Origin of the sequence: Sphingosinicella sp. LHD-64 (genome assembly GCF_031157375.1) — a bacterium.
In the GTDB taxonomy this organism is placed as follows: Bacteria; Pseudomonadota; Alphaproteobacteria; order Sphingomonadales; family Sphingomonadaceae; genus Allosphingosinicella.
Map to the genome: position 1 here is coordinate 518,518 of NZ_JAVIFV010000003.1, position 19,733 is coordinate 538,250.

20 protein-coding genes are annotated in these 19,733 nt (G+C 66.1%); 5 read left to right on the forward strand and 15 right to left on the reverse strand.

What is annotated here, in order from left to right:
- Positions 1–2: 2 nt before the first annotated feature.
- A complete protein-coding gene (locus RCO27_RS10400; RefSeq protein ID WP_309002611.1) occupies positions 3–401 on the reverse strand; it encodes a DoxX family protein in 399 nt (132 codons plus the stop codon).
- Between the two features lie 85 nt (positions 402–486).
- On the reverse strand, positions 487–825 hold the full coding sequence (gene fdxA / locus RCO27_RS10405; protein ID WP_309002612.1) for a ferredoxin FdxA: 339 nt from the start codon (positions 823–825) through the stop codon (positions 487–489).
- Between the two features lie 143 nt (positions 826–968).
- On the opposite strand from fdxA, the gene RCO27_RS10410 reads away from it, so the two are divergent.
- Both RCO27_RS10410 and RCO27_RS10415 read left to right on the forward strand, forming a co-directional pair.
- Positions 969–1,205, forward strand: coding sequence for a hypothetical protein (locus RCO27_RS10410; protein WP_309002613.1), 237 nt, complete (start codon positions 969–971; stop codon positions 1,203–1,205).
- Complete coding sequence (locus tag RCO27_RS10415) at positions 1,202–1,645, forward strand: type II toxin-antitoxin system VapC family toxin (RefSeq protein ID WP_309002614.1); 444 nt, start codon at positions 1,202–1,204, stop codon at positions 1,643–1,645. The genes RCO27_RS10410 and RCO27_RS10415 overlap by 4 nt, the downstream gene beginning before the upstream one ends.
- Here RCO27_RS10415 and RCO27_RS10420 read toward each other — a convergent pair.
- Complete coding sequence (locus RCO27_RS10420) at positions 1,621–1,887, reverse strand: S4 domain-containing protein (protein ID WP_309002615.1); 267 nt, start codon at positions 1,885–1,887, stop codon at positions 1,621–1,623. The two genes, RCO27_RS10415 and RCO27_RS10420, sit on opposite strands and share 25 nt — an antisense overlap.
- Positions 1,880–4,435 carry a helicase-related protein gene (locus RCO27_RS10425; protein ID WP_309002616.1) on the reverse strand — a complete coding sequence of 852 codons (2,556 nt, stop codon included), beginning with the start codon at positions 4,433–4,435 and terminating at the stop codon, positions 1,880–1,882. Before RCO27_RS10425 ends, RCO27_RS10420 begins: the two co-directional genes overlap by 8 nt.
- 213 nt (positions 4,436–4,648) lie before the next feature.
- Between RCO27_RS10425 and RCO27_RS10430 the strand changes: the two genes are divergently transcribed.
- On the forward strand, positions 4,649–6,166 hold the full coding sequence (locus RCO27_RS10430; RefSeq protein ID WP_309002617.1) for a peptidoglycan DD-metalloendopeptidase family protein: 1,518 nt from the start codon (positions 4,649–4,651) through the stop codon (positions 6,164–6,166).
- A 59-nt stretch (positions 6,167–6,225) separates the two neighbouring features.
- On the opposite strand, the gene RCO27_RS10435 is transcribed toward RCO27_RS10430, so the two are convergent.
- The 7 genes from RCO27_RS10435 to RCO27_RS10465 form a co-directional block, all read right to left on the reverse strand.
- Positions 6,226–6,528, reverse strand: a complete 303-nt coding sequence (locus RCO27_RS10435; RefSeq protein ID WP_309002618.1) for a hypothetical protein — start codon at positions 6,526–6,528, stop codon at positions 6,226–6,228.
- A 143-nt stretch (positions 6,529–6,671) separates the two neighbouring features.
- On the reverse strand, positions 6,672–8,360 hold the full coding sequence (locus tag RCO27_RS10440) for a helicase HerA domain-containing protein (protein ID WP_309002619.1): 1,689 nt from the start codon (positions 8,358–8,360) through the stop codon (positions 6,672–6,674).
- Between the two features lie 87 nt (positions 8,361–8,447).
- Complete coding sequence (locus tag RCO27_RS10445; RefSeq protein ID WP_309002620.1) at positions 8,448–9,212, reverse strand: TIGR02186 family protein; 765 nt, start codon at positions 9,210–9,212, stop codon at positions 8,448–8,450.
- Positions 9,209–10,126, reverse strand: coding sequence for a sulfite exporter TauE/SafE family protein (locus RCO27_RS10450; RefSeq protein WP_309002621.1), 918 nt, complete (start codon positions 10,124–10,126; stop codon positions 9,209–9,211). Before RCO27_RS10450 ends, RCO27_RS10445 begins: the two co-directional genes overlap by 4 nt.
- 128 nt (positions 10,127–10,254) lie before the next feature.
- A complete protein-coding gene (locus RCO27_RS10455) occupies positions 10,255–10,905 on the reverse strand; it encodes a hypothetical protein (RefSeq protein ID WP_309002622.1) in 651 nt (216 codons plus the stop codon).
- A gap of 386 nt (positions 10,906–11,291) precedes the next feature.
- The gene (locus RCO27_RS10460) at positions 11,292–12,698 is read right to left on the reverse strand and encodes a glycosyl transferase family protein (protein WP_309002623.1); all 1,407 of its coding nucleotides are present in this window, start codon (positions 12,696–12,698) and stop codon (positions 11,292–11,294) included.
- Between the two features lie 38 nt (positions 12,699–12,736).
- Positions 12,737–13,753: a histone deacetylase family protein gene (locus RCO27_RS10465; protein ID WP_309003197.1), complete on the reverse strand. Its 1,017-nt coding sequence runs from the start codon at positions 13,751–13,753 to the stop codon at positions 12,737–12,739.
- Between the two features lie 223 nt (positions 13,754–13,976).
- Here RCO27_RS10465 and RCO27_RS10470 point away from each other — a divergent pair, with 223 nt between their 5' ends.
- Positions 13,977–14,540, forward strand: a complete 564-nt coding sequence (locus tag RCO27_RS10470) for a thermonuclease family protein (RefSeq protein ID WP_309002624.1) — start codon at positions 13,977–13,979, stop codon at positions 14,538–14,540.
- Positions 14,541–14,919: 379 nt separating this feature from the next.
- Here RCO27_RS10470 and RCO27_RS10475 read toward each other — a convergent pair whose 3' ends face one another.
- A complete protein-coding gene (locus RCO27_RS10475; protein WP_309002625.1) occupies positions 14,920–15,585 on the reverse strand; it encodes a dihydrofolate reductase family protein in 666 nt (221 codons plus the stop codon).
- Between the two features lie 168 nt (positions 15,586–15,753).
- On the opposite strand from RCO27_RS10475, the gene RCO27_RS10480 reads away from it, so the two are divergent.
- The gene (locus RCO27_RS10480) at positions 15,754–16,107 is read left to right on the forward strand and encodes a DUF2200 domain-containing protein (protein WP_309002626.1); all 354 of its coding nucleotides are present in this window, start codon (positions 15,754–15,756) and stop codon (positions 16,105–16,107) included.
- A 529-nt stretch (positions 16,108–16,636) separates the two neighbouring features.
- Here the strand turns inward: RCO27_RS10480 and RCO27_RS10485 are convergent.
- The 3 genes from RCO27_RS10485 to RCO27_RS10495 form a co-directional block, all read right to left on the reverse strand.
- Positions 16,637–17,080 carry a hypothetical protein gene (locus tag RCO27_RS10485; RefSeq protein ID WP_309002627.1) on the reverse strand — a complete coding sequence of 148 codons (444 nt, stop codon included), beginning with the start codon at positions 17,078–17,080 and terminating at the stop codon, positions 16,637–16,639.
- Positions 17,081–17,224: 144 nt separating this feature from the next.
- Positions 17,225–18,607 (reverse strand): hypothetical protein, encoded by a 1,383-nt coding sequence (locus RCO27_RS10490; protein ID WP_309002628.1) that lies wholly within the window; start codon positions 18,605–18,607, stop codon positions 17,225–17,227.
- Between the two features lie 68 nt (positions 18,608–18,675).
- Positions 18,676–19,728: a ribonucleotide-diphosphate reductase subunit beta gene (locus tag RCO27_RS10495; protein WP_309002629.1), complete on the reverse strand. Its 1,053-nt coding sequence runs from the start codon at positions 19,726–19,728 to the stop codon at positions 18,676–18,678.
- Positions 19,729–19,733 lie beyond the last annotated feature (5 nt).

The window sequence follows — 19,733 nt, forward strand, 5'->3', positions numbered from 1 at the left end:
ACTCAGCCGCCGCGGCGCGCATCCACGCTGATCGGCCCCGGCCCGGCAAAGACGAAGTAAAGGAAGACGAAGCAATAGAGGATCGCCCCGTCCCCGCCATTGTTCACCGGGAAGAAGTTCTGCGGGGCATGGGCCATCCAGTAGGCGACCGCCATCGTGCCCGAGGCGAGGAAGGCGGCGGGGCGGGTGAAGAGGCCGATCGCGATGAGCAGGCCGCAGACGAACTCGATGATCCCGGCATAGGCACCCGCGCTGGACAAGGTGAGGCCGTAGCCCGCCATCTCGCCGGCGGGAAAGCTCAGGAACTTCTGCGTGCCATGAGCAAGAAAGATAAGACCTGAAACGATACGCAGGATGCTGAGGAAGGTCGGCGCGTGGCGGGACAGGCTGGCGGCGTTCATGCGGGCTTCTCCTGCAAGGAAGGCGGCACGCTAGCCGCTCCCGCGCAAAAGTCACCCGCCTGTTTCGAGAACGCCCTGTTTCGGATCAGTCGCCTTCGCCGGGCTCGGCCGAAAAGTACTTGTCGAACTTGCCGTCCTCGCCCTTGTGCTCGTCGGCATCGGCGGGCGAGTCCTTCTTGCGGGTGAGGTTCGGCCACTCGGCGGAATAGGTGGCGTTGAGCTCCAGCCACTTTTCGAGGCCGCCCTCCGTGTCGGGCAGGATCGCCTCTGCCGGGCATTCGGGCTCGCAGACGCCGCAATCGATGCACTCGCTCGGATTGATGACGAGCATGTTCTCGCCCTCGTAGAAGCAGTCCACCGGACAGACTTCGACGCAATCCATATATTTGCAGCGGATGCAGGCATCGGTGACGACGTAGGTCATGGTGTCTCTCTTCTCCCCAGCGGCGTCCCTAAGCGCCGCCGCCTTCGCTCGTCAATTCGGAATAGAGAGGAAGAGCGGCGCTTGATGCTTGCACTGTGCTAGCATTTCCATATATATCCTTCATCATGAGGTGAAGAAAAATAATGGCCACGCTGACCATCCGCCGCCTGGATGATGATGTCTACGCCCGCTTGCAGGATCGCGCGCGGTCCAACCGGCGATCCCTGGAGGCCGAAGCGCGCGAGATATTGACCGAACGCGCGCAGGGCCTCGATGCGCTGGTCGAAGACCTCGTCCAATTTCACGCGGAGATGGTGGCGAAGCACGGCCATCTGACCGATAGCGCCGATTTGCTGCGCGAGATGCGCGACGAAGAATGATCGTCGTCGACGCCAGCTTGGCGGTCAAATGGTTGCTTTGGGAAATCGATACGCCTGGCGCGTTGGCGTTCCTCAAGGCTTATGGACGCGAATTGGCAGCGCCTGAGCTGATCTTCATCGAGGTCGCCGGAGTCATCGTTCGCAGAGGCAACCAGTACAAGCATCTGCAACCGGACGCCCTACGCGCGCTCGACAAATGGACCATCGCCTGGTCCGATCATGTCGTGAAGCATTATCGGGTAACGCAGCGTCGGCTGTTCAACGCTTCGAGCATGGCCCTTACTATGGGTCATCCTCTGAAGGACTGCATCTATCTTGCGCTCGCGAAGGAACTCGGCGTTGAGCTTGCGACATGTGACGCGAAGTTCCGCGACAAGGCGTCGAGCCTGTATCCTCGGATACGCCTTCTCGTCGACTATTCGCTGTCAACCTCGGAATAGCAGGCGCGCGCCTCGGCGGCCGGCCCGCGGCGTTCGGGGAGCGCCTCCACTTTCAGCACGCGAACCGCGCCGCGCTGGGCGAAGCTCAGCACGTCGCCGACGCGGACCGGGGCGTGGGCGCGGTCGAGTATGCGGCCGTCCATCCGGATGCGGCCCTCCTCGGCCATCGCCTGCGCCTGGGCACGGGTCTTCACGATCCGCGCGAACCAGAGGAATTTGTCGAGCCGCAGCGTCTCAGCCACGCTTCAGCTCTGCGAGGGCGGCAAAGGCGTGACCTGAGCCGGGCTTCCTGCCCACTGGGCGCGGTCGTCCGCGGCCGCGCCAGACCCAGCCGGAACCTTCGTCCGATTCGCGCACCACCTCGCGGAAGCCGAGCTCGCGCATCAGCCGGGTGACGGCCTCGGGCTTGAGGCCCAGCGAGGTGACGAGCGCCTGATTGACCGGCGGCCGGTCGCGCCCGGACCGCGCCTCGTGGGCCTGACGCGCCATCCGCTCGGCCATGTCGACGCGAATCCATTGCGGGCCCGCAGCGCGGAAGCCGAGCCTCGCCTCGCCATTCGCCTTGCCATTCATCGGCAGCACGACGCTCGACCCCGGCGGCAGCTGCGGCATCGGCTGATTGGCCTGGGCGGCCCGCAAGGCGGCGCGCCAGCGCATCGCCTCCGGCTTCAGCACCGCCGGCATGAACACGTCGAGCGCGCCGATCCGCACGCCGAGAGCGGTGACCGCACGGCGCTGGTCCTTGTCGAGCGCGACCAGCGCGCCGGCAACGGCATCGCGCGCGACGATCCCGCCCTCGTCGACCAGCAAGGCCAGCAGGGCGCGCGCATGGGCGGGGGTGAACAAGTCCTGCGCCGCATGGCCGGCAGCGCGGAGCGGCCCCAGCACGTTTCCGACCTGGTCGCGGATCCAGTCCCTGAGCCGGCCGATCACCGCCTCGCGGCCCTGCGGCGAGACCGAATCGATGCGCCGGTCGAGCTGGACGCGCGGGCTCAATAAATTCTTGCCCGGCCCGAGCCGCGCGACCTCATGGCCGCGCCAGAGGACCGACACCGGCTTGTCCGCCTCGGTGCCGAGCGCAAAATGATCGTCGGTGTCGGCGACCAGGGCCGCCGCACGCTTCTCATATTCGCCCGCAAGGCGCCGTTCGGCGGTGGCAAGCAGCATCTTGCGGTCGGCGTGGCGTGCCGCCGGATCGACCTCGAACGCGAAGCCGCTCAGCTTCCCGATCGCGTAGGAGCCGACGCTGACCTCGCCTGCCTCGTCGATCAGCACCGGGAACTCGCCCGCGCCCTTGCGGCCGAGATCGCGCATCAGCACCGCGGTGCGGCGGTCGACGAAGCGCTGGGTCAGCCGCTCGTGCAGCGCTTCGGAGAGCTTCTCCTCGACGGCCATCGCCCGCTCGGCCATCTCCGCCGGTGCGGCCAGCCAGTCGCTGCGATGGGCGACATAGGCCCAGGTGCGGATCCCGGCGAGACGATCGGCAAGCGTGTCGATGTCGCCCTGGACATTGTCGAGCTTCGCCACCTCGGACGCGAACCAGTCCTGCGGAATATGGCCGCTGCCCTCGCTCAGATGACCGAAGATGCGCGCGACGAGGCGGGCATGATGCTCCGGGCCGGTCTTGCGGAAATCGGGCAGGCCGCACGCGGCCCAGAGGCGGCGGACGAGGTCCGGCCGCGTCGCGCCCGCCGCGACGGGATCGGCGGACAGGAGCTTCAGGACGGCAAGGTCGATCGCCTCGGGCGCTGCGCGGAGGCTTCGCACCGAGGGTCTGCGCTCCAGGGACCGGATCAGAGGCTCGATGCCGCGAAAATCGAGATCGCTCTCGCGCCAGTAGAGAAAGTCCAGCGGGGCGAAGCGATGTTCTTCGATCGCTTCGATCTCCTCGGGCCGGAACTCGGCCTGCGCCCCGCCCTCGAAGGTCAGCGAGCCGAAGGTGCCGTCGCGCTGGTGGCGGCCGGCGCGGCCGGCGATCTGCGCCATCTCGGCGGGAGTCAGCCGGCGGCGGCGATTGCCGTCGAATTTGGAGAGGCCGGCGAAGGCGACATGGGCGACGTCCATGTTGAGGCCCATGCCGATCGCGTCGGTCGCGACGAGATAGTCGACCTCGCCCGCCTGATACATGGCGACCTGGGCGTTGCGGGTGCGCGGGGACAGCGCGCCCATCACCACTGCCGCACCGCCGCGCATCCGGCGCAGCATCTCGGCGACCGCATAGACCTGCTCGGCCGAGAAGGCGACGATCGCCGAACGCGGCGGCAGGCGCGAGAGCTTGGCGGGGCCGGCATAGCTCAGGGTCGAGAAGCGCGGCCGGCCGATGATCTCGGCATCGGGCAGCAGCGCCCGGACCATCGGCTTCAGGCTTTCCGAGCCGAGGATCATCGTCTCCTCGCGGCCTCGGGCATGGAGCAGCCGGTCGGTGAACACATGGCCGCGCTCGGGGTCGGCGCCGAGCTGCGCCTCGTCGAGGGCGACGAAGGCGAAGTCCCGAGGGTTCTTATTGCCGGCTCCGGCGAACACGCCTCCGCCGATCGGCATGCTCTCCGCCGTGCAGCAGAACCAGCGGGCGCCTTCGGGCAGGATCTTCTCCTCGCCGGTCAGCAGGGCGACCTGCTTCTCGCCCTTCATCTTGACGATGCGGTCGTAGACCTCGCGCGCGAGCAGGCGCAGCGGGAAGCCGATCATCCCGGACGAGTGTGCGCACATCCGCTCGACGGCCAAATGGGTCTTGCCGGTGTTGGTTGGCCCGAGAATGGCCTTCAGCGGCGCGCGGGCGAACACGGTCATGACGAATAGATCGGACCGGGGGCAGCAAAGCGCAACCTTTTCCGGCGGGAATCCGCGCGACTCGGCTCATCCGGCCTGCTGGCCGCTTCGTCGCAAGCTAAGCAGTTCTTCAGAAGTGGTAATTTGACTTTAACCTGTTTTCTTCACAACCCTCGCCACCTGTCGAGCGGGGGTCGCGCGACGGGGCAAAACAGGCGCGGGGACAGACCAGCCTTGTATCGATTCAACGAGATCGCCACCGGCTCGGGGAGCGTCGCGCTCCGCCCGGGTGGCGCGACGCTGCGTCCGCCGCGACCGCAATTCGGCCACAAGGTCGAGAGCGTCCGCACCCGGGTCGGCGACCTCGATCTCGTCGTCGATCTCGGTCAGCGGATCGGCAGCCGCGAGTGGTTCCGCGGGCTCGTCACCTGCACCGCGCTCTGTTACGCGGCCTGGTCGTTCGCGCCGGACATGGGGCCGATCGAAGCCTTCTCGCCGGCGCCATTCCCCGATGCGCAATTCCAGGAAGCGCGTGCGCTCAATATCGCGCCGCTGGCTTATGGCGCCGACACCGGGCGGCGGATGGCGCCGACCGATGCCGTGCAGCCGCTGGCCGACATCCCCGAACGCCCGGTCATCGACCTGCGCGCGACGCTCGGCCGCGGCGATGGCCTCGCGCGCGTGCTGGAGCGGGCCGGCGTCGCCCACGCCGAGGCCGATCGGGTCGCGTCGATGATCGGCGAGATCGTGCCCGTGACCGATCTTCGTCCTGGGACGGTCATGGATCTGACGCTGGGCCGGCGGCCGAACCGGATGGTCGCCCGTCCGCTCGACAAGCTGAGCTTCCGCGCCCGTTTCGACCTCAGGATCGAGCTCAACCGGGTGGGCGGCCTCCTGACCACGACCCGGATTCCGATCGCGGTCGATGAGACGCCGCTCCGCATCCAGGGGCAGGTCGGATCGAGCCTTTACCGGGCCGCGCGCGCAGCCGGCGTTCCCGCCCGCGCGATCGAGACCTATCTCCGCGCCATCTCGAGCCAGGTCAGCGTCTCGGATATCGGCGCCTCGGACCGGTTCGATTTCGTCATCGAGCATCGTCGCGCCGCAACCGGCGAGACCGAGACCGGTCAACTCCTCTATGCCGGGCTCGACCGCGTCAGCGGCCGCGACCTCAAAATGATGCAATGGACGGTGGACGGCCGCGCGCAATGGTACGAGGCCTCCGGCGTCGGGCGGCAGCGTGGCGGCATCCAGCAGCCGGTGCCTGGGCCGATCACCTCCAACTACGGGCTCAGGATGCATCCGATCCTGCGCTATTCGCGGATGCACCGCGGCCTCGATTTCCGCGCCAGCTACGGCACGCCGATCCTCGCGGCGATGGACGGCACGGTCAGCCGCGCTGGCTGGGCGGGCGGCTACGGCAAGCAGGTGCGGCTGAGCCATGGCAACGGCCTTGCCACCTCCTACTCGCATATGAGTCGGTTCGCGGTGTCGCCGGGCGCGCGCGTGCGGCAGGGCCAGGTGATCGGCTATGTCGGCTCGACCGGGCTCTCGACCGGCCCGCACCTGCACTACGAGATGTACCGGAGCGGCCAGACGATCAATCCGCGCTCGGTCCGCTTTACCGAGCGGGCGCAGCTCTCCGGCGCCGATCTCGCCAGTTTCCGCAGCCGGCTGCGCAGCCTCCTGGCGACCCCTCTCGGCGCGGCGCGGACCGCCGAAGTGCCGGCTTCCGCGACAGCGGCACCCTAGCGCGGGCAGAGAAACGGCTCCCCGTCAGGTGACGAGGAGCCGCCAAGTCGCTGCGGAGCTCAATCTTCGATCAGGCCGCCCCGCTCCTCCCATTCCTGCCGGGTGTAACAGATGCGGCGGCTGATGCGGGAACCCGTCGGCGTTTCGCGGACGCAGATCGGCCGCGAATCCGCGGCCGAGGAGGGGGTAGTGCCGGCGCGCTGCGCGGGCCGCGCGTTGTCGCCGGCACTGGAGGCCGGGGCATTCAGCGCATAGGCGTCGTTGGCACCCGGGTTGGCGGCCGCGGGCAAGGTGAAGGCCAGCAGCGTGGCGCCGGCGACGGCAATCAGGGCGCGGACTTCGAAGCGGGGGAAGCTGCTCATCGAACTCGATCCTCTCGGCAAGGGTGGCACAGCGCGTCGGCGTGCCCCTCCTCACCGATGCAGGACTGCCTTATCTCATTAAGACACGGCTCACACTGACCAGGCTTGCTAATTTTGTAGCAGGTTGCCCTTTGTCGTCCCTGCTAGCGCCCCTGCGCGCGCCAGCGCTTGACGACGCGGGCGACCATCGCGTCCTCCTCGCCCTTGTGCCGCCACAGCTCCGAGAAGAGCGGGTCGGACGAGGCCGGCCGGCGGTCGCGCTCGAGATCGTCGAACGAGACGCGGATCGGGATCGCCACGCCCTCGCCGCACACGATGCACTCGCGGTTCCGGAGCGCCGGGATGACGTCGAGGAAGCCGCGCGAACCTTCCGGCATCGCGGACTTCACGAAGGCCTGGTCGCGGTCGTTGTTGAGGCGCATCGCGATGATCGTGCCGCACTGGGAGAGCACGCCTTCGGCAAGATCGGACGGGCGCTGTGTGATGAGGCCCAGTGAGACGCCGTACTTGCGGCCTTCCTTGGCGATCCGCTCGAGGATCTTGCGCACCGCCTGGCCGTTGTCGATCTTGTCGGAGGGGACATAACGGTGCGCCTCCTCGCAGACGAGCAGCACCGGTCGCTGTACCTCGTTGCGCGACCAGATCGCATAGTCGAAGACGAGGCGCGACAGCACCGCCACCACCACCGAGGTGATGTCGCTGGGCACGCCGGAGACGTCGATGATCGAGATCGGCTTGCCGTTGGCGGGCAGGCGGAAGATCTTGGAGATGAAGCCCGCCATCGAGTCCGCAACCAGCATGCCCGAGAACATGAACTGGTAGCGTGGATCCGACTTCAGCTCGTCGATCTTGCTCTTGAGCCGCATGTAAGGCGCCGTGTCGGTCGCCTTGTTGAGCAGGCCCATGTCGTTGGTGATCGCCGCCGTCAGGTCCGACAGTGCGTAGGGGATCGGCGAATCCACGGTGAGCTTGTTCAGCCCTTCCGCCGTGCGGTTCTTGGCGCGCGCCTGCAGCAGGCATTTGGCGAGGATGTCCTTGTCGCGCTGTCGTTCCGCGCCCTGGCTGGTGAGCATGACCTCGCAATGCTCCTCGAAGTTCATCAGCCAGTAGGGCATGGCGAGATTGTCGACGTTGAACAGCTCGCCATTGCCCTTGAACGCGGCGCTATATTCGCCGTGCGGGTCGATCATCACGATATGCCCCTCGGGGCTTGCATCGCAGATCCGGTGCATGATGAGCGCCGCCGAGGTCGACTTGCCGGTACCCGTCGATCCGAGCAGGGCGAAGTGCTTGCCGAGGAACGCGTCGACGAGCAAAGCGGCGCGCACGTCGCGGGTCGGGAAGACCGTTCCGATCTCGATATGGGCGCGTTCGTCGGCGGCGAACATCTGTTTGAGGTCGGTGCCGGTGACCGGATAGACCTTGCTGCCGGGGATCGGATAGGCGGTGATGCCGCGCTTGAAATTGACCAGCTTGCCCGTCTGCGGATCCTCGTCCCCTTCGCCGAGGAAGTCGATCTCGGTCACGACCACGCCGGCCTCGGCATCGGTGACCTTCAGGCTCCTGACGTTGGCGAGCAGCCAGCGGCGGCCGCATTCGACCTTGATCTGGCTGCCGACCTGACCCGACATGGCGACCGACGGATCGGGGTCGCCGGACAGCTCGGCGAGGCGGCGGCTGATGACTTCCACGCGCGCACCGCCGCCGGAAATCTCGATGATCTGGCCGATCGCCTCATGCTGTGCGGTCAGCGTGCGCCCGAGGCCGGTGCGGGCACCCGGGTCGGTTTCATCGGCGGTCGGGAAGCTGTGGAGGTTCATCGCGTCGGTCATGCGCTCGCCGTCCTTCATCGGCTGGAGATCGATGGATGGAGGTAGCCCAATCGGGTAAACAAGCCGTTTGCGTTGTTGGGTGCAAGCCTATCCGTAGCGGCGGCGGAACGCCGCGCTCGCGCCCCAGCCGAGCAGCAGCGAGAGTGCGACCGCGACGATGCCGTAGGTGAACGACCAGCGTTCGGCGGCGTCGGCGATGAAGCCCTCGAAGCCCAGCTTCTCGATCCGGATCTCGCGGGCCGCGCCGGCAAGGACGCGGCCGTCACGGATCAGGAAGGTCTCGGCCGTGTAGGTGCCGACCGGGACGCGCGCCGGGATGGTGATCCGCGCACGATAGAGCACGCCTTCGCTGATCTCCACGCCGCGCGGATCTTCGGCATAGAGCTGGGAGCGGCGGCGCAGGTCGATGAAGCCCTGCTCGAACCGCCGCAGCGTTGCCGTGTCGGCGCCACCACCCGGCGAGAGCTGCAGATTGTCGAGCCCGAGCTCATAGATCGCCGCGGTGCGTTCATCGACGAGCCGGCTCAGCGGTCGGGAGGAGGCGATCGCGTAGAAGGATGGTGCCGAACGGAAGCGCACGCGATCGACATTCATCCAGATGCCGGCGACCTTCTGTTTCTCGCGCACGACGATCGGCTCGAGCGGACCCTTCAGCACCACGGCGATGTCGGTATCACCCTCCGGTGTCCGCCCGTCCGGGTAGATGATCGCGCCGAACAGCAGCAATTCGGCGCCGGTGAAGCTGTAGCGGATCTCGACCTGACGTTGCGACACGTCGGGCACGAGCCGCGGCTCCGCCTGACCCAGCAGGACGGGAGCGAACAGCGCCAGCAGGAGGGCCTTCAGCCTCACAGAATCTGCACCGTATAGATTTCCTCGGGCCGCCAGCCGAGCTGCAGCGCCATGCGCAGCGCGACGCCGAGCACGACGATGGCGAGGATCATGCGCAGGAGCTCGGGCTTCATCTTCTGTGCAAGCCAGGCGCCATATTGCGCGCCGATCACCGAACCGAACAGCAGCAGCCCGGCCAGCACGATGTCGACCGAGCGGGTGGTCGTGGCATGGACGAGGGTGGTGACGGCGGTGACGAAGAGGATCTGGAGCAGCGACGTGCCGACCACCACCGTTGCCGACATGCCGAGCAGGTAGATCATCGCCGGCACCATGATGAAGCCGCCGCCGATGCCGAGCAGCACCGTGAGCAGGCCCGAGACGAAGCCGAGCAGCAGCGGCGCGAGCGGCGAGATATAGAGGCCCGAACGATAGAAGCGCCAGCGCATCGGCAGCAGCGCGATCACCGGGTTGTGGCGGCGCGGCGGGCGCTCCTCCCCGGCCTCGCCGCGCCTCAGGATGCCGAGTGCGGTCGCGGCTTCCTTGGCCATCATAAGGCCGATGCTGCCGAGCAGCAGGACATAGAGAATGGAGATGACGGTATCGATCTGCCCCCCTTGCTGGAGCAGCCGGAAGATGAAGCCGCCGAAGATCGACCCGAGGACGCCGCCGAAGATCAGCACCGCACCCATCTGGACGTCGACGCCGCGGCGGCGGCGATGGGCGAGCACGCCGGAAATGCTGGTCCCGGTGATCTGCGACGCGGTGGAGGCGACCGCGACCGCCGGCGGGATGCCGTAGAAGATCAGGATCGGCGTCGTCAGGAACCCGCCGCCGACGCCGACCATGCCGGTCAGCAGGCCGACGAGCCCGCCCAGGCCGATGATGACAAGGGCGTTCACCGACAGGCCGGCGATCGGCAGGTAGATATCCATGGGACGGCGACCCTAGAGCCTGATCGTTTGAGGTGGAAGCGCTTCGCGCGTTCGTCGAAAGCGTGAATCAGGCTCCCGTTCAAGGTCAAGCCGAGGTCGCGCAACTGAATCGCTTTGAATCGCGATCTTCAGAAATCCGCGCCGAGCGTCAGCGCCGGACCCGAGCCGGGCGCTGCGTCGCCGGCGATCCGGAAGCGCCAGTCGGCGGAGACGCGCAGGTTCGCGCGCTCGACGGGCAGACGGGCGGAAATCTGCGGGCCTATGTCCAGCCGCGCGGCGCCGGGCTGGGCCGCGCCCCAGGCGCCGGCGCCGATCTCGACCGGGCCGACCGGGCCGACCGGGCGTCGGACCTGGATCGCGCCATCGACGAAGAGATCACGTGACCTGAAACCGACGATGCCGGTCTGCGCATAGCTATCGAGGCGAAAGCCGAGAGGCAGATCGGCACTGCGACCGCCATAAAGGGTCAGCGAAAAGGCGGAGCGGCCACTGTCCCCCAGTGCCTGACGGCGCTCAGCCAGCAGGAAGACCGGCACATGTCGAACGGGCTGCCAGTCGATGCCGATCGCGGCTTCTGCGCCGGACCTTTGCCGAAGCGGCGCATAGACGCGGCCGCTCATCCGCACGAGAGGACCGCTCTTTCCGCTCAGCCGGTAGAGCAGGCGGACGCCCGCCTGACTCGCACCCAGCGTCCCGCCCGGCACCAGCGCCGGTGCCGCGGCGTCCCCTCGGAAGAGCAACCAGGCCGAAGCAGACCAGCGCGCGCTGGTCGCAGGCACGTGGAGAGGCACAGGGGCGACGGACGTCGGGATTCGCGGCGCGCCTGATGACGGCACGTGGATCGAGTCTGATACAGCCCGTCGCGATGCTAGCGGAAAGGTCTCCGAAGGGGCGATCATGTCACAGCATCCGATCTCGCGCGATGAGATCGCGCTGGCCGTCGGCATCGGGAAGGGGGCGGCGGCAAATGTATCAGGCGAACGAGTACGGACCGGGATGCTCACCGTTTCCGCCCGCAGCTGCACGATCTGGGCGGCCTGAGCTTGACGCCCCTGGACCCCCGCCACGACGGGCGGGTTCTGCCAGATCACCAATGCCGTCACGCGGATCACGACCCAGCCGCCGATGACGACGAAGAGGAATCTGAGCGGCGGGGCCGGGCCATTCATTCGGCGGGAAGCTGAACCGGGAAATTGTGCGCGGTCTTGCCCCATATGGTCGTGCCGGTCCGGCGCCCGACCAGATAGCGAATCACCGCGAGCCGCGCCGCCCGCATCGCGACGATGTTGCCAACCAGGACGCGCGGGATCGACCGCAGCCCCTCGCCGAACCCGTAGGCGCGGGCAACGAAACCGAAGCGCATGGCGAGGCGCCAGGCGAAGAGAAAGGAGTTGAGCAGCAGCAGGGCCGCCAAGAGATCGGACGGCGGACGCATCTGCCGGCCTGCGATCAGCTCCAGCACGAAGAACAGGCTCCAGAGCAGGAGCGATGCATAGGCCGCGAACAGGACGATCGCGGCGAGGACGGACTGGCGATCGCGCAGGCGCATCCAGCGTTCGGCAAGCCCGCCCTGCCAGCCGAGCCGTTCCCAGCCGGCCAGCGCGATTCCGGCCATCCAGCGCGATTTCTGGGCGACCGCCGCCTCGAACGTCGCCGGAAAGAACTCGCGGGTGGCCACCACCGCCCGACGCTCCCCGGTGCGCAATCTCACGAACGCGCCGCGGCCACCCATTGCCCGCAGGCGCAGACCCAGCTCGTAATCTTCGGTGAGGCTGCCCGGGTCGAACGGCTGGCCGTGGGCCGCCGCGATCCGATCGAGCGCGTCGCGCGAGATGGCGCATCCGACACCGGCCGAAGGGAGGGCGGCGCCGAGCGCCTGCCGGACCACCAGCTCCTTGCCGTGCGCCTCGGCGAACTCGTCGGCATAGTGGCCGGCAACCCATCGGGACGCGGGATCGATCAGCGGCACGACGGGCAGTTGGACGAGATCGAACCGGTCTGCCAGGGCGCCGAAGATCGCGAGCTCGGCGGAATGGACGACGTCCTCGGCGTCGTGCAGCACGATCGCCTGGAAGCGATATCCTTCGGCGGCTTCATCGAAGCGCATCCGCGCCCAAAGCTGGTTCAGGCAATCGGCCTTGCTGGTGGGTCCGGGCCTTTGACACAGGACGACGTGGATGCGCTCGTCCACGAGCGGCCCGACAACGGCGAGCGTCGCCGGATCGTTGGGATAGCATCCGACATAGATTCGATAGTTCCCGTCGCGAAATGCCGTTCGGGCGAAAGACAACATGCCACCGATGACGGCGGCCTCATCCCATGCCGGCACGAAGATCGCGAGATGCCCGCGCGCGGTAACCCGGACGACTTCAGGATCGACGGCATGAGAACGGAAAATCCGCCGCTTCACGGTCAAGCCGATCCAAATCAGGTCGACAGCAAGATCGCTTGAACCAAGAATCAGGAAACCGAGAGCTGCAAACAAGGCGATTTCGTGTGAAACGAATTCAGCCGAAATAAGCACCGAGTCCAGCATCGTTGCCGAATCCCCCCGATTCGGGGCAAGATTCATCCGTTAACGATGATTTATTATCAAGAAGATTCTCTTGATCAATATAGAGTCATCTTAAATGGATGAATAAATGCAGAGACATTCACGCCGATCGCATCCGTCGCATAGCCGCCCTCCATGATGACGGCCGTATCGAAATCCAGGCTGCCGATACGACGGCCAATCGTTGCATAGTCCTGTGTACGCAGGCGAAAGTGGGAGATGGGGTCGTCCACGTAAGTGTCCGCCCCAAAGGAGCAAATCAGGAGGTCGCGCGACAAGGATGCGATGGTCTCGAGTGCCTGTTCGAGGGCCGGCAAGTAATTCTCGAGATCGGCTCCGCGCGGCAGCGGCAGGTTGAGCGTGGCGCCTTCGCCCGCACCTTCGCCGGTTTCGTCGGCATGACCCCAGAAATAGGGATAGTCCGTCCTGGGGTCGGCATGGATCGAGGCGAAGAAGACGTCGCCGCGCGCGTAGAAGATGTCCTGCGTGCCGTTGCCGTGATGATAGTCGATGTCGAGGATCGCGACCCGCCGGCCAGCGGCGGTCGCGGCCTCGGCGGCGATGGCGGCATTGTTGAGATAGCAATAGCCGCCGAGATAGTCGGCGCCGGCGTGGTGGCCGGGCGGCCGGCAGAGCGCGAACGCCGCCCTGTCCCCGGCCAGCACCGCGTCGAGCGCCGACAGCGCCGTCTGCGCGGACCAGTAGGCGCCTTCCCAGGTGCCTTCGGCGATCGGGCTCGACGCGTCGAAACTGTAGGCGCCGAGCCTGGCGTCGATCCGGTCGAGGTCGAGCGGGCGGCGGCGGACGACCGGCCAGGCATAGGCGCCGGCATCGCCCGGCCGCCCGGCGGCGCGCCAGTCCTTGTGCGCAGACCAGAGGAAGGCAAGGTAGGCCTCGTCGTGGACGGCGCGCAGCGGCGCCTCGCCATGATCGACGGCCGGCTCCACCGCACCGAGCGCGGCCACTATGCCCTCGGCCCGCGCCGGGCTTTCCGCATAGGGCACGAACGCGCCGTTGTGCAGCTCGAGCGCCGGCGCGTGGGCGAGCTGGCGGGGATCGAAGAAGGCGCGCATCATCCTGGCTTCCCGTTCCTGCTGTTGCGAAGCGACTTGATGTGCCGGCATCGCATGGCGACGGCGCGGATCAAAGGCCGAGCGTGCGGGCGGGGCGCCTGGGCGGATGGAAGGTCCGACGACCGGGCGGCCTGCCAGCCGGCGCGAATTGGATTCATTCTGGCGCGAAAACGGATCGGACCCTTTGCGAAAGCTTAGGGCGGACTCTGGCTAGAGCGGACCGGTGAAGGACTGGAATCCGCGTATCATTCCCGGCGGCCGTCGTTTCCGGCGTGGCACGCGATGGAACCCGATCCCGGGCGCCGGACGCCGGAAAGGCTGGCGGCTGAGCGCGGGCGAGATCCGGCTGATGGTGTTCGGCGGCGTCATGGCCGGGCTGGCGTTCGCGATCGTCGACCGCCCGGAGCAGACATCCGGAGCCGCCGCGCCGATCGCGCTCACCGGAGGAGGAGACGCGGTTCGGGTTTCCCCGGCGGCAGTGCGGGTGATCGACGGGGACACGTTCGGCTATCGCGGGATGCGGGTGCGGGTCGCCGATATCGACACGCCGGAGACGGAGGGGCGCTGCGCGTACGAGACCCGGCTTGCGGCACTGGCGACGCGGCGGATGCGGGGGCTGCTGGCCGAGGGGCCGTTCGAGCTCCGCCGGCTGCCGAACGGGCGGGACGAGGACCGCTACGGGCGCAAGCTCCGGATCGTGACGCGGGGCGGGCGCAGCCTCGGCGACCAGCTCGTCGCGGAAGGGCTGGCGCGGACCTGGACGGGACGGCGCGAGCCGTGGTGCTAGAGGCATCGGATCAAAGTGATACTTTGATCGGGGTCGGGAGTTGAGGGCTGCGAACGAGGGACGCCGATTCCCTCTTTTCCCGAGGTGAAGTTCACGATCTCCCGCGTTGTTCGTGCACTTCGCGGAAGAGCTTCGCGCGGAAGAGCTTCGGATGAGGCGCTCGATTTTCAAAGAGCCGACGGCGGGTGAGACCGGCCGATTCGGGTCACGCTGACAGACGAAATCCTATTAGTCTCCAACAATCGGCGTGTCCGGATGGGCGGCCTGAACGCTCCGTCCTTGCGCATTCGCGCCCTTGCGCGACACCGATGCGTGACACCGATGCCATATGGTTCACGCAAGGACGCGAAGGAGGTCGGCGTCGGTGCATGGGGTCCGGTCACCACGTCCCCGCGGCCACCTTCGCGCGGCGCTCGAGCTCGGCCGGGGACGGCTCGTCGGTGGCGAAGTTGCCGGGCTCGACCGGGCCGGCCGGTTCGTAGGTGGCGACGATGTTGCCGCCCGAGGTGACCTGGTGCTCCACCATGCGCATCGCGCCGGGGGCCAGGTCCTCGCCGGACCAGCGCTTGCCGGCGCCGAGCAGGACGGGGAAGGTCCGGAGCACCAGCCGGTCCATCAGGCCGGCGCTCAGCAGCTGCGGGTAGAGCGTGCTGCTGCCCTGGATGAGGAGATCGGGGCCGTCGCCCCGACGCAGGGCGGCGACGGCGTCGATGTCGGCGAGGCGGTGGCTGTTCTGCCAGCCGAGCGGCTGGTCGCCGCCGGTCACGACATATTTGTTGGCGCGGTCGAACACGTCGCCGATCGCCTTCGCCTCGCCGGTGACATAGGGCCAGTAGGCGGCGAAGATGTCGTAGGTGCGCCGGCCGAGCAGCAGATCGAAGGGCGTCTCGAACAGCCGGTCGAGGCCCGCACCGGTCTCCTCGTCCCAGAACGGGGCCAGCCAGCCGCCGAGGGCGAACCCGCCGCTCCGGTCCTCCTCCGGCGCGCCGGGCGCCTGCATGACGCCGTCCAGCGAGACGAACACGGCTCCGATGATCCTGCGCATGGTTGTTCTCCTTGTGCCTCTGGTGCGATACCGGCTTCAGTTGCCGGACATCCCAGCGACGAACGAGGTTCCGGGGAATCGACATCGGCCGGCGATTTTTTGGCGATCGGGCCGCGACGCGCGTGACTCGCGCGCGCCGTCCGGTCGGCCCGGAGAGCAGGAGAGGATATGGCAGGGCATCGCATCTACAAGACGAGCTTCGCGAGCGTCTATCCGCACTATATCGCCAAGGCGGAGAAGAAGGGGCGGACGAAGGCGGAGGTGGACGAGATCCTGCGCTGGCTGACCGGCCACAGCCAGGCGAGCCTCGAGGCCGAGATCGCGGCGAAGACGAATTTCGAGGATTTCTTCGCCCGCGCCCCGCGGCTGAACCCGAACCGGACGCTGATCACCGGCATGATCTGCGGCTATCGGGTGGAGGAGATCGAGGAGCCGCTGATGCGCGAGCTGCGCTACATGGACAAGCTGATCGACGAGCTCGCCAAGGGTCGGAAGATGGAGAAGATTTTGCGGGCCGGGTGAGGGCCGCGGTCGTGCGCTTTACGCGCAGGACCGGCTTCGCTAGAGGGCGCCTCCCCGCGCGATCCGGCGCGGGTTGACGAGGGAGGGCGCCATGACACGCATCGACGACCACAACGACCTGCCCTGCTTTCGAGGTTACGTCCAAGCGGCGTAAGGGCTTCCCGAGCGAGACGCGGGTGAAGCGCGGGCTGCGCTTCGTGCGCGGCGGCGAGAAGGAGCTGGTCGAGAAGCTCGGCCGCGAAGACCCCTGCCCCTGCGGCTCGAGGAAGAGATTTCAAGCGCTGCTGCCTGACCTCCGGCCGGTTTCGATGGCGCGGAGCGGGACGATTACTGGCGGGATTGATCGGGCAGTGCGCTCCCGCAGCGCGCAGCCCGGGACCGATCGACTTTTGGAGCCTAACCCCTCTCCCCAATGGGGAGAGGGATGGGGTGAGGGGGCTCTGCCTCCGAGACTATTCTCGACCGCTCGACCCCCTCACCCTGCCCTCTCCCCGCCGGGGAGAGGGTAAATCCTGAATATCAATTGATCCTAGTCGATCGCCGGGGCGGCCGGATCGATGGCGAAGTCGATGCTCATGCCGCGGCCGGCGCGGCAGATCGAGGTGCAATAGTCGCCGAGGCTCGCCTTCAGGCGGCCATGGCGGACGACAAAGGCGGTGTCGGGGCGGAACCCTCCCCGCGCCTCTTCGGCCGCCAGCGTCGCGCCGGGAAGGCAATCGCGGATGATGGCGCCGTAGCTTGCCGGGGTCACCTCGTGGGGCGTCACGTTGCGCCAGCAGCTGTAGCCGCCATCGTCGGCCGGCCGGCAGCCGTAAAGGAGCGGCGGCGCGAAACCTTCGTCGATCAGCGCGCGGAACGAGCCGGCGCGATTGGCCGCATCGGACAGGCGCTGCATATCCGCGCAGCGCGGCGGCTGCTCCAGCGGGTCGCTCGCGGCAGCGGCGAGCAGCAAGGCGGCCATCAACAGGTGCATTCATTCCTCCCCCCGATCGGAACGTCGGCGCAATGATGGCGGGTGGTGGGTTGCCATGGGGTGAACGTGCGAGGTCGAGACGCCATTTGATATTGTTTCCCCGGAATGTCCCCGGAGTGCCTGTCACCGACCCGAAATGCCCAACTACATGGGCTGTTTCCACGAGGAACGGGCACGCCGGAATCTAGGCGGGTCGATCTTCGGATCTATGGTCATGAACTCAGATCGATCATCAAATGAAAGGTCATTTCGGAACTTGTCTGCGAGGCCCCTAAGTGATGGCAGCCGCAGAATGTCGCGAGTTATGTTCCGCAACAAGGTGGTCGCCTTTCGAGATGAACTTGGTATCAACCCCTGCAAGCGACGAGATATCGACTTCGAGCTGAGGCTGGGCGCGAGTGTCAATGTGCTGACGCTCAGACTCAGGTCGTCTTCCGTGGCGTTACCAAACTGTCGCTTTAAGGATGCGATGTCTGAGGAAATGGCTTGGTAGATCTTCGCGGCCTCTTTGCGTGCGGCCCACCCATCAGAGCCAAGTAGATCCTCGATTTCTCGAAAGCGCTTCCTGAGTGACAATGCCTCTGGGGAGAATCGAACATCGAGAACATGATCGTAAGCCGCGCGCGGCGAGCCTGCATGTGCAATTGCCCAGGTAGCAAAGAATGGGAGATTGAGTGTGAGGGCCGGCGCGCCGATGATCCGCTGACTCTCTAGTACGACCTGCGCGGCCTCATCCGAGAAAAACTTTAGTACGTTCTCGCGGAAAATTTGAGAAGTATCCGCACTGAGTTCACGCGCGGCGAACTGCGCCAGAAAATTATGACGGATCGGATGAAGCACAAATGCAGCATCATATGCGTCCGCCATTAGCAGATAGAAGATTGAACGTTCGCTCATCCAGTTGAGGCCCGCGGAAAATGCTTTCACATCTCCATTCACCACATAGCGAGCCTCACCCCGTTTGCCCTCGCTATCGGGGATTGCTGCCCCTCCCGATGATCGTAAGTCCTTATCCCATCGGACGGGTGCATCCGATCGCTTGTTCTGGCTCAACTGATTGAAAATGGCCGACATCAAAGGCCCGTATTTCGGAAGATCCACCCCCGCATGGTCGGAAAGTAGCCGCAGTCGAAGGAACCAATCACTCGATTGCAGATGCCAAGCTGGCGCCACATGAAGGTCGAGAGACTTCAAGGCGTCTCCAAGCAAGTCAGACTCCAGCTCGCCGCCTTTGATTTTTAAGAAGATGTCCTTTGCGACAGCGCGCGCCTGCGCCGCACGCTCCTTATAGGCTTCCTCCTTGGGGGAAATGAACCGGACTTCGGAAAAGCGGCCTTTTCTTTCATCACGGAACTCTGGTTTATAGTCGTCAACTGCAGCGATTTCATCGTAGAGTATAAGAGCTTGGATATACTGATCGAATGCTGATGCATCGCCTTCGATAGCGAATGATCGCTGTACTGGTATGTCTCCGGTTAGCCGCTGGATCGCCGTCAGCGTGGAGTTGTCAACGAAGGTTGAGCGCACCAAATCTCTCCGTTCATATCCTGATAGGACACGAGCGAAATGTGTCTAGGCGGTTTTTTCCTTCGAGATTACTCCGCCGCCACCCCGGCCCGGGTGAACATATCGTCCCCGCCCTCGGCTTCCGGCACGTCGTTGGCCGCCTTGGCGGCCTTGCGGCGATCGAAATTGTCCCAGACCTCGTTCCAGTTCCCCCGCGTCGCGGCCTTGGAATATTCGGTCGCGCGGGTTTCGAAGAAGTTGGCGTGCTCGACGCCGTTCAGCAGCGGGGCGAGCCAAGGGAGCGGGTGCTCGTCGATCATGTAGATCGGCTGGAAGCCCAGCTGGCCGAGGCGCCAGTCGGCGATGTAGCGGATATACTTCTTGATCTCCTTGGGCGTCATGCCGGGGACCGGGCCCATCTCGAACGCCAGATCGATGAAGGCGTCTTCCAGCCGCACCGTCTTCTGGCAGACGTCCATGATGTCGTCGCGGACCGCCTTGGTCATGCAGTTCCGCTCCTTGACGAAGGCGTGGAACAGCTTGGTGATGCCCTCGCAGTGCAGGCTCTCGTCGCGCACCGACCAGCTCACGATCTGGCCCATGCCCTTCATCTTGTTGAAGCGCGGGAAATTCATCAGCATCGCGAAGCTGGCGAAGAGCTGCAGCCCCTCGGTGAAGCCGCCGAACATTGCGAGCGTGCGGGCAATGTCCTCGTCCGTGTCGACGCCGAAGGTGGCGAGATAATCGTGCTTGTCCTTCATCTCCTTATACTGAAGGAACATGCCGTATTCGCTCTCGGGCATGCCGATCGTGTCGAGCAGGTGCGAGTAGGCGGCGATGTGGACCGTCTCCATGTTGCTGAACGCGGTCAGCATCATCTTGATCTCGGTCGGCTTGAACACGCGGCCATATTTGTCGTGGTAGCAATCCTGCACCTCGACATCGGCCTGGGTGAAGAAGCGGAAGATCTGGGTCAAGAGGTTGCGCTCGTGATCGGTGAGCTTCTGCGCCCAATCGCGGCAATCCTCGCCCAATGGTACCTCCTCCGGCATCCAGTGGATCTGCTGCTGACGCTTCCAGAATTCGAACGCCCAGGGATATTCGAAGGGCTTGTACTGCTTGGAGGCTTGAAGGAGGGGCATTGGAG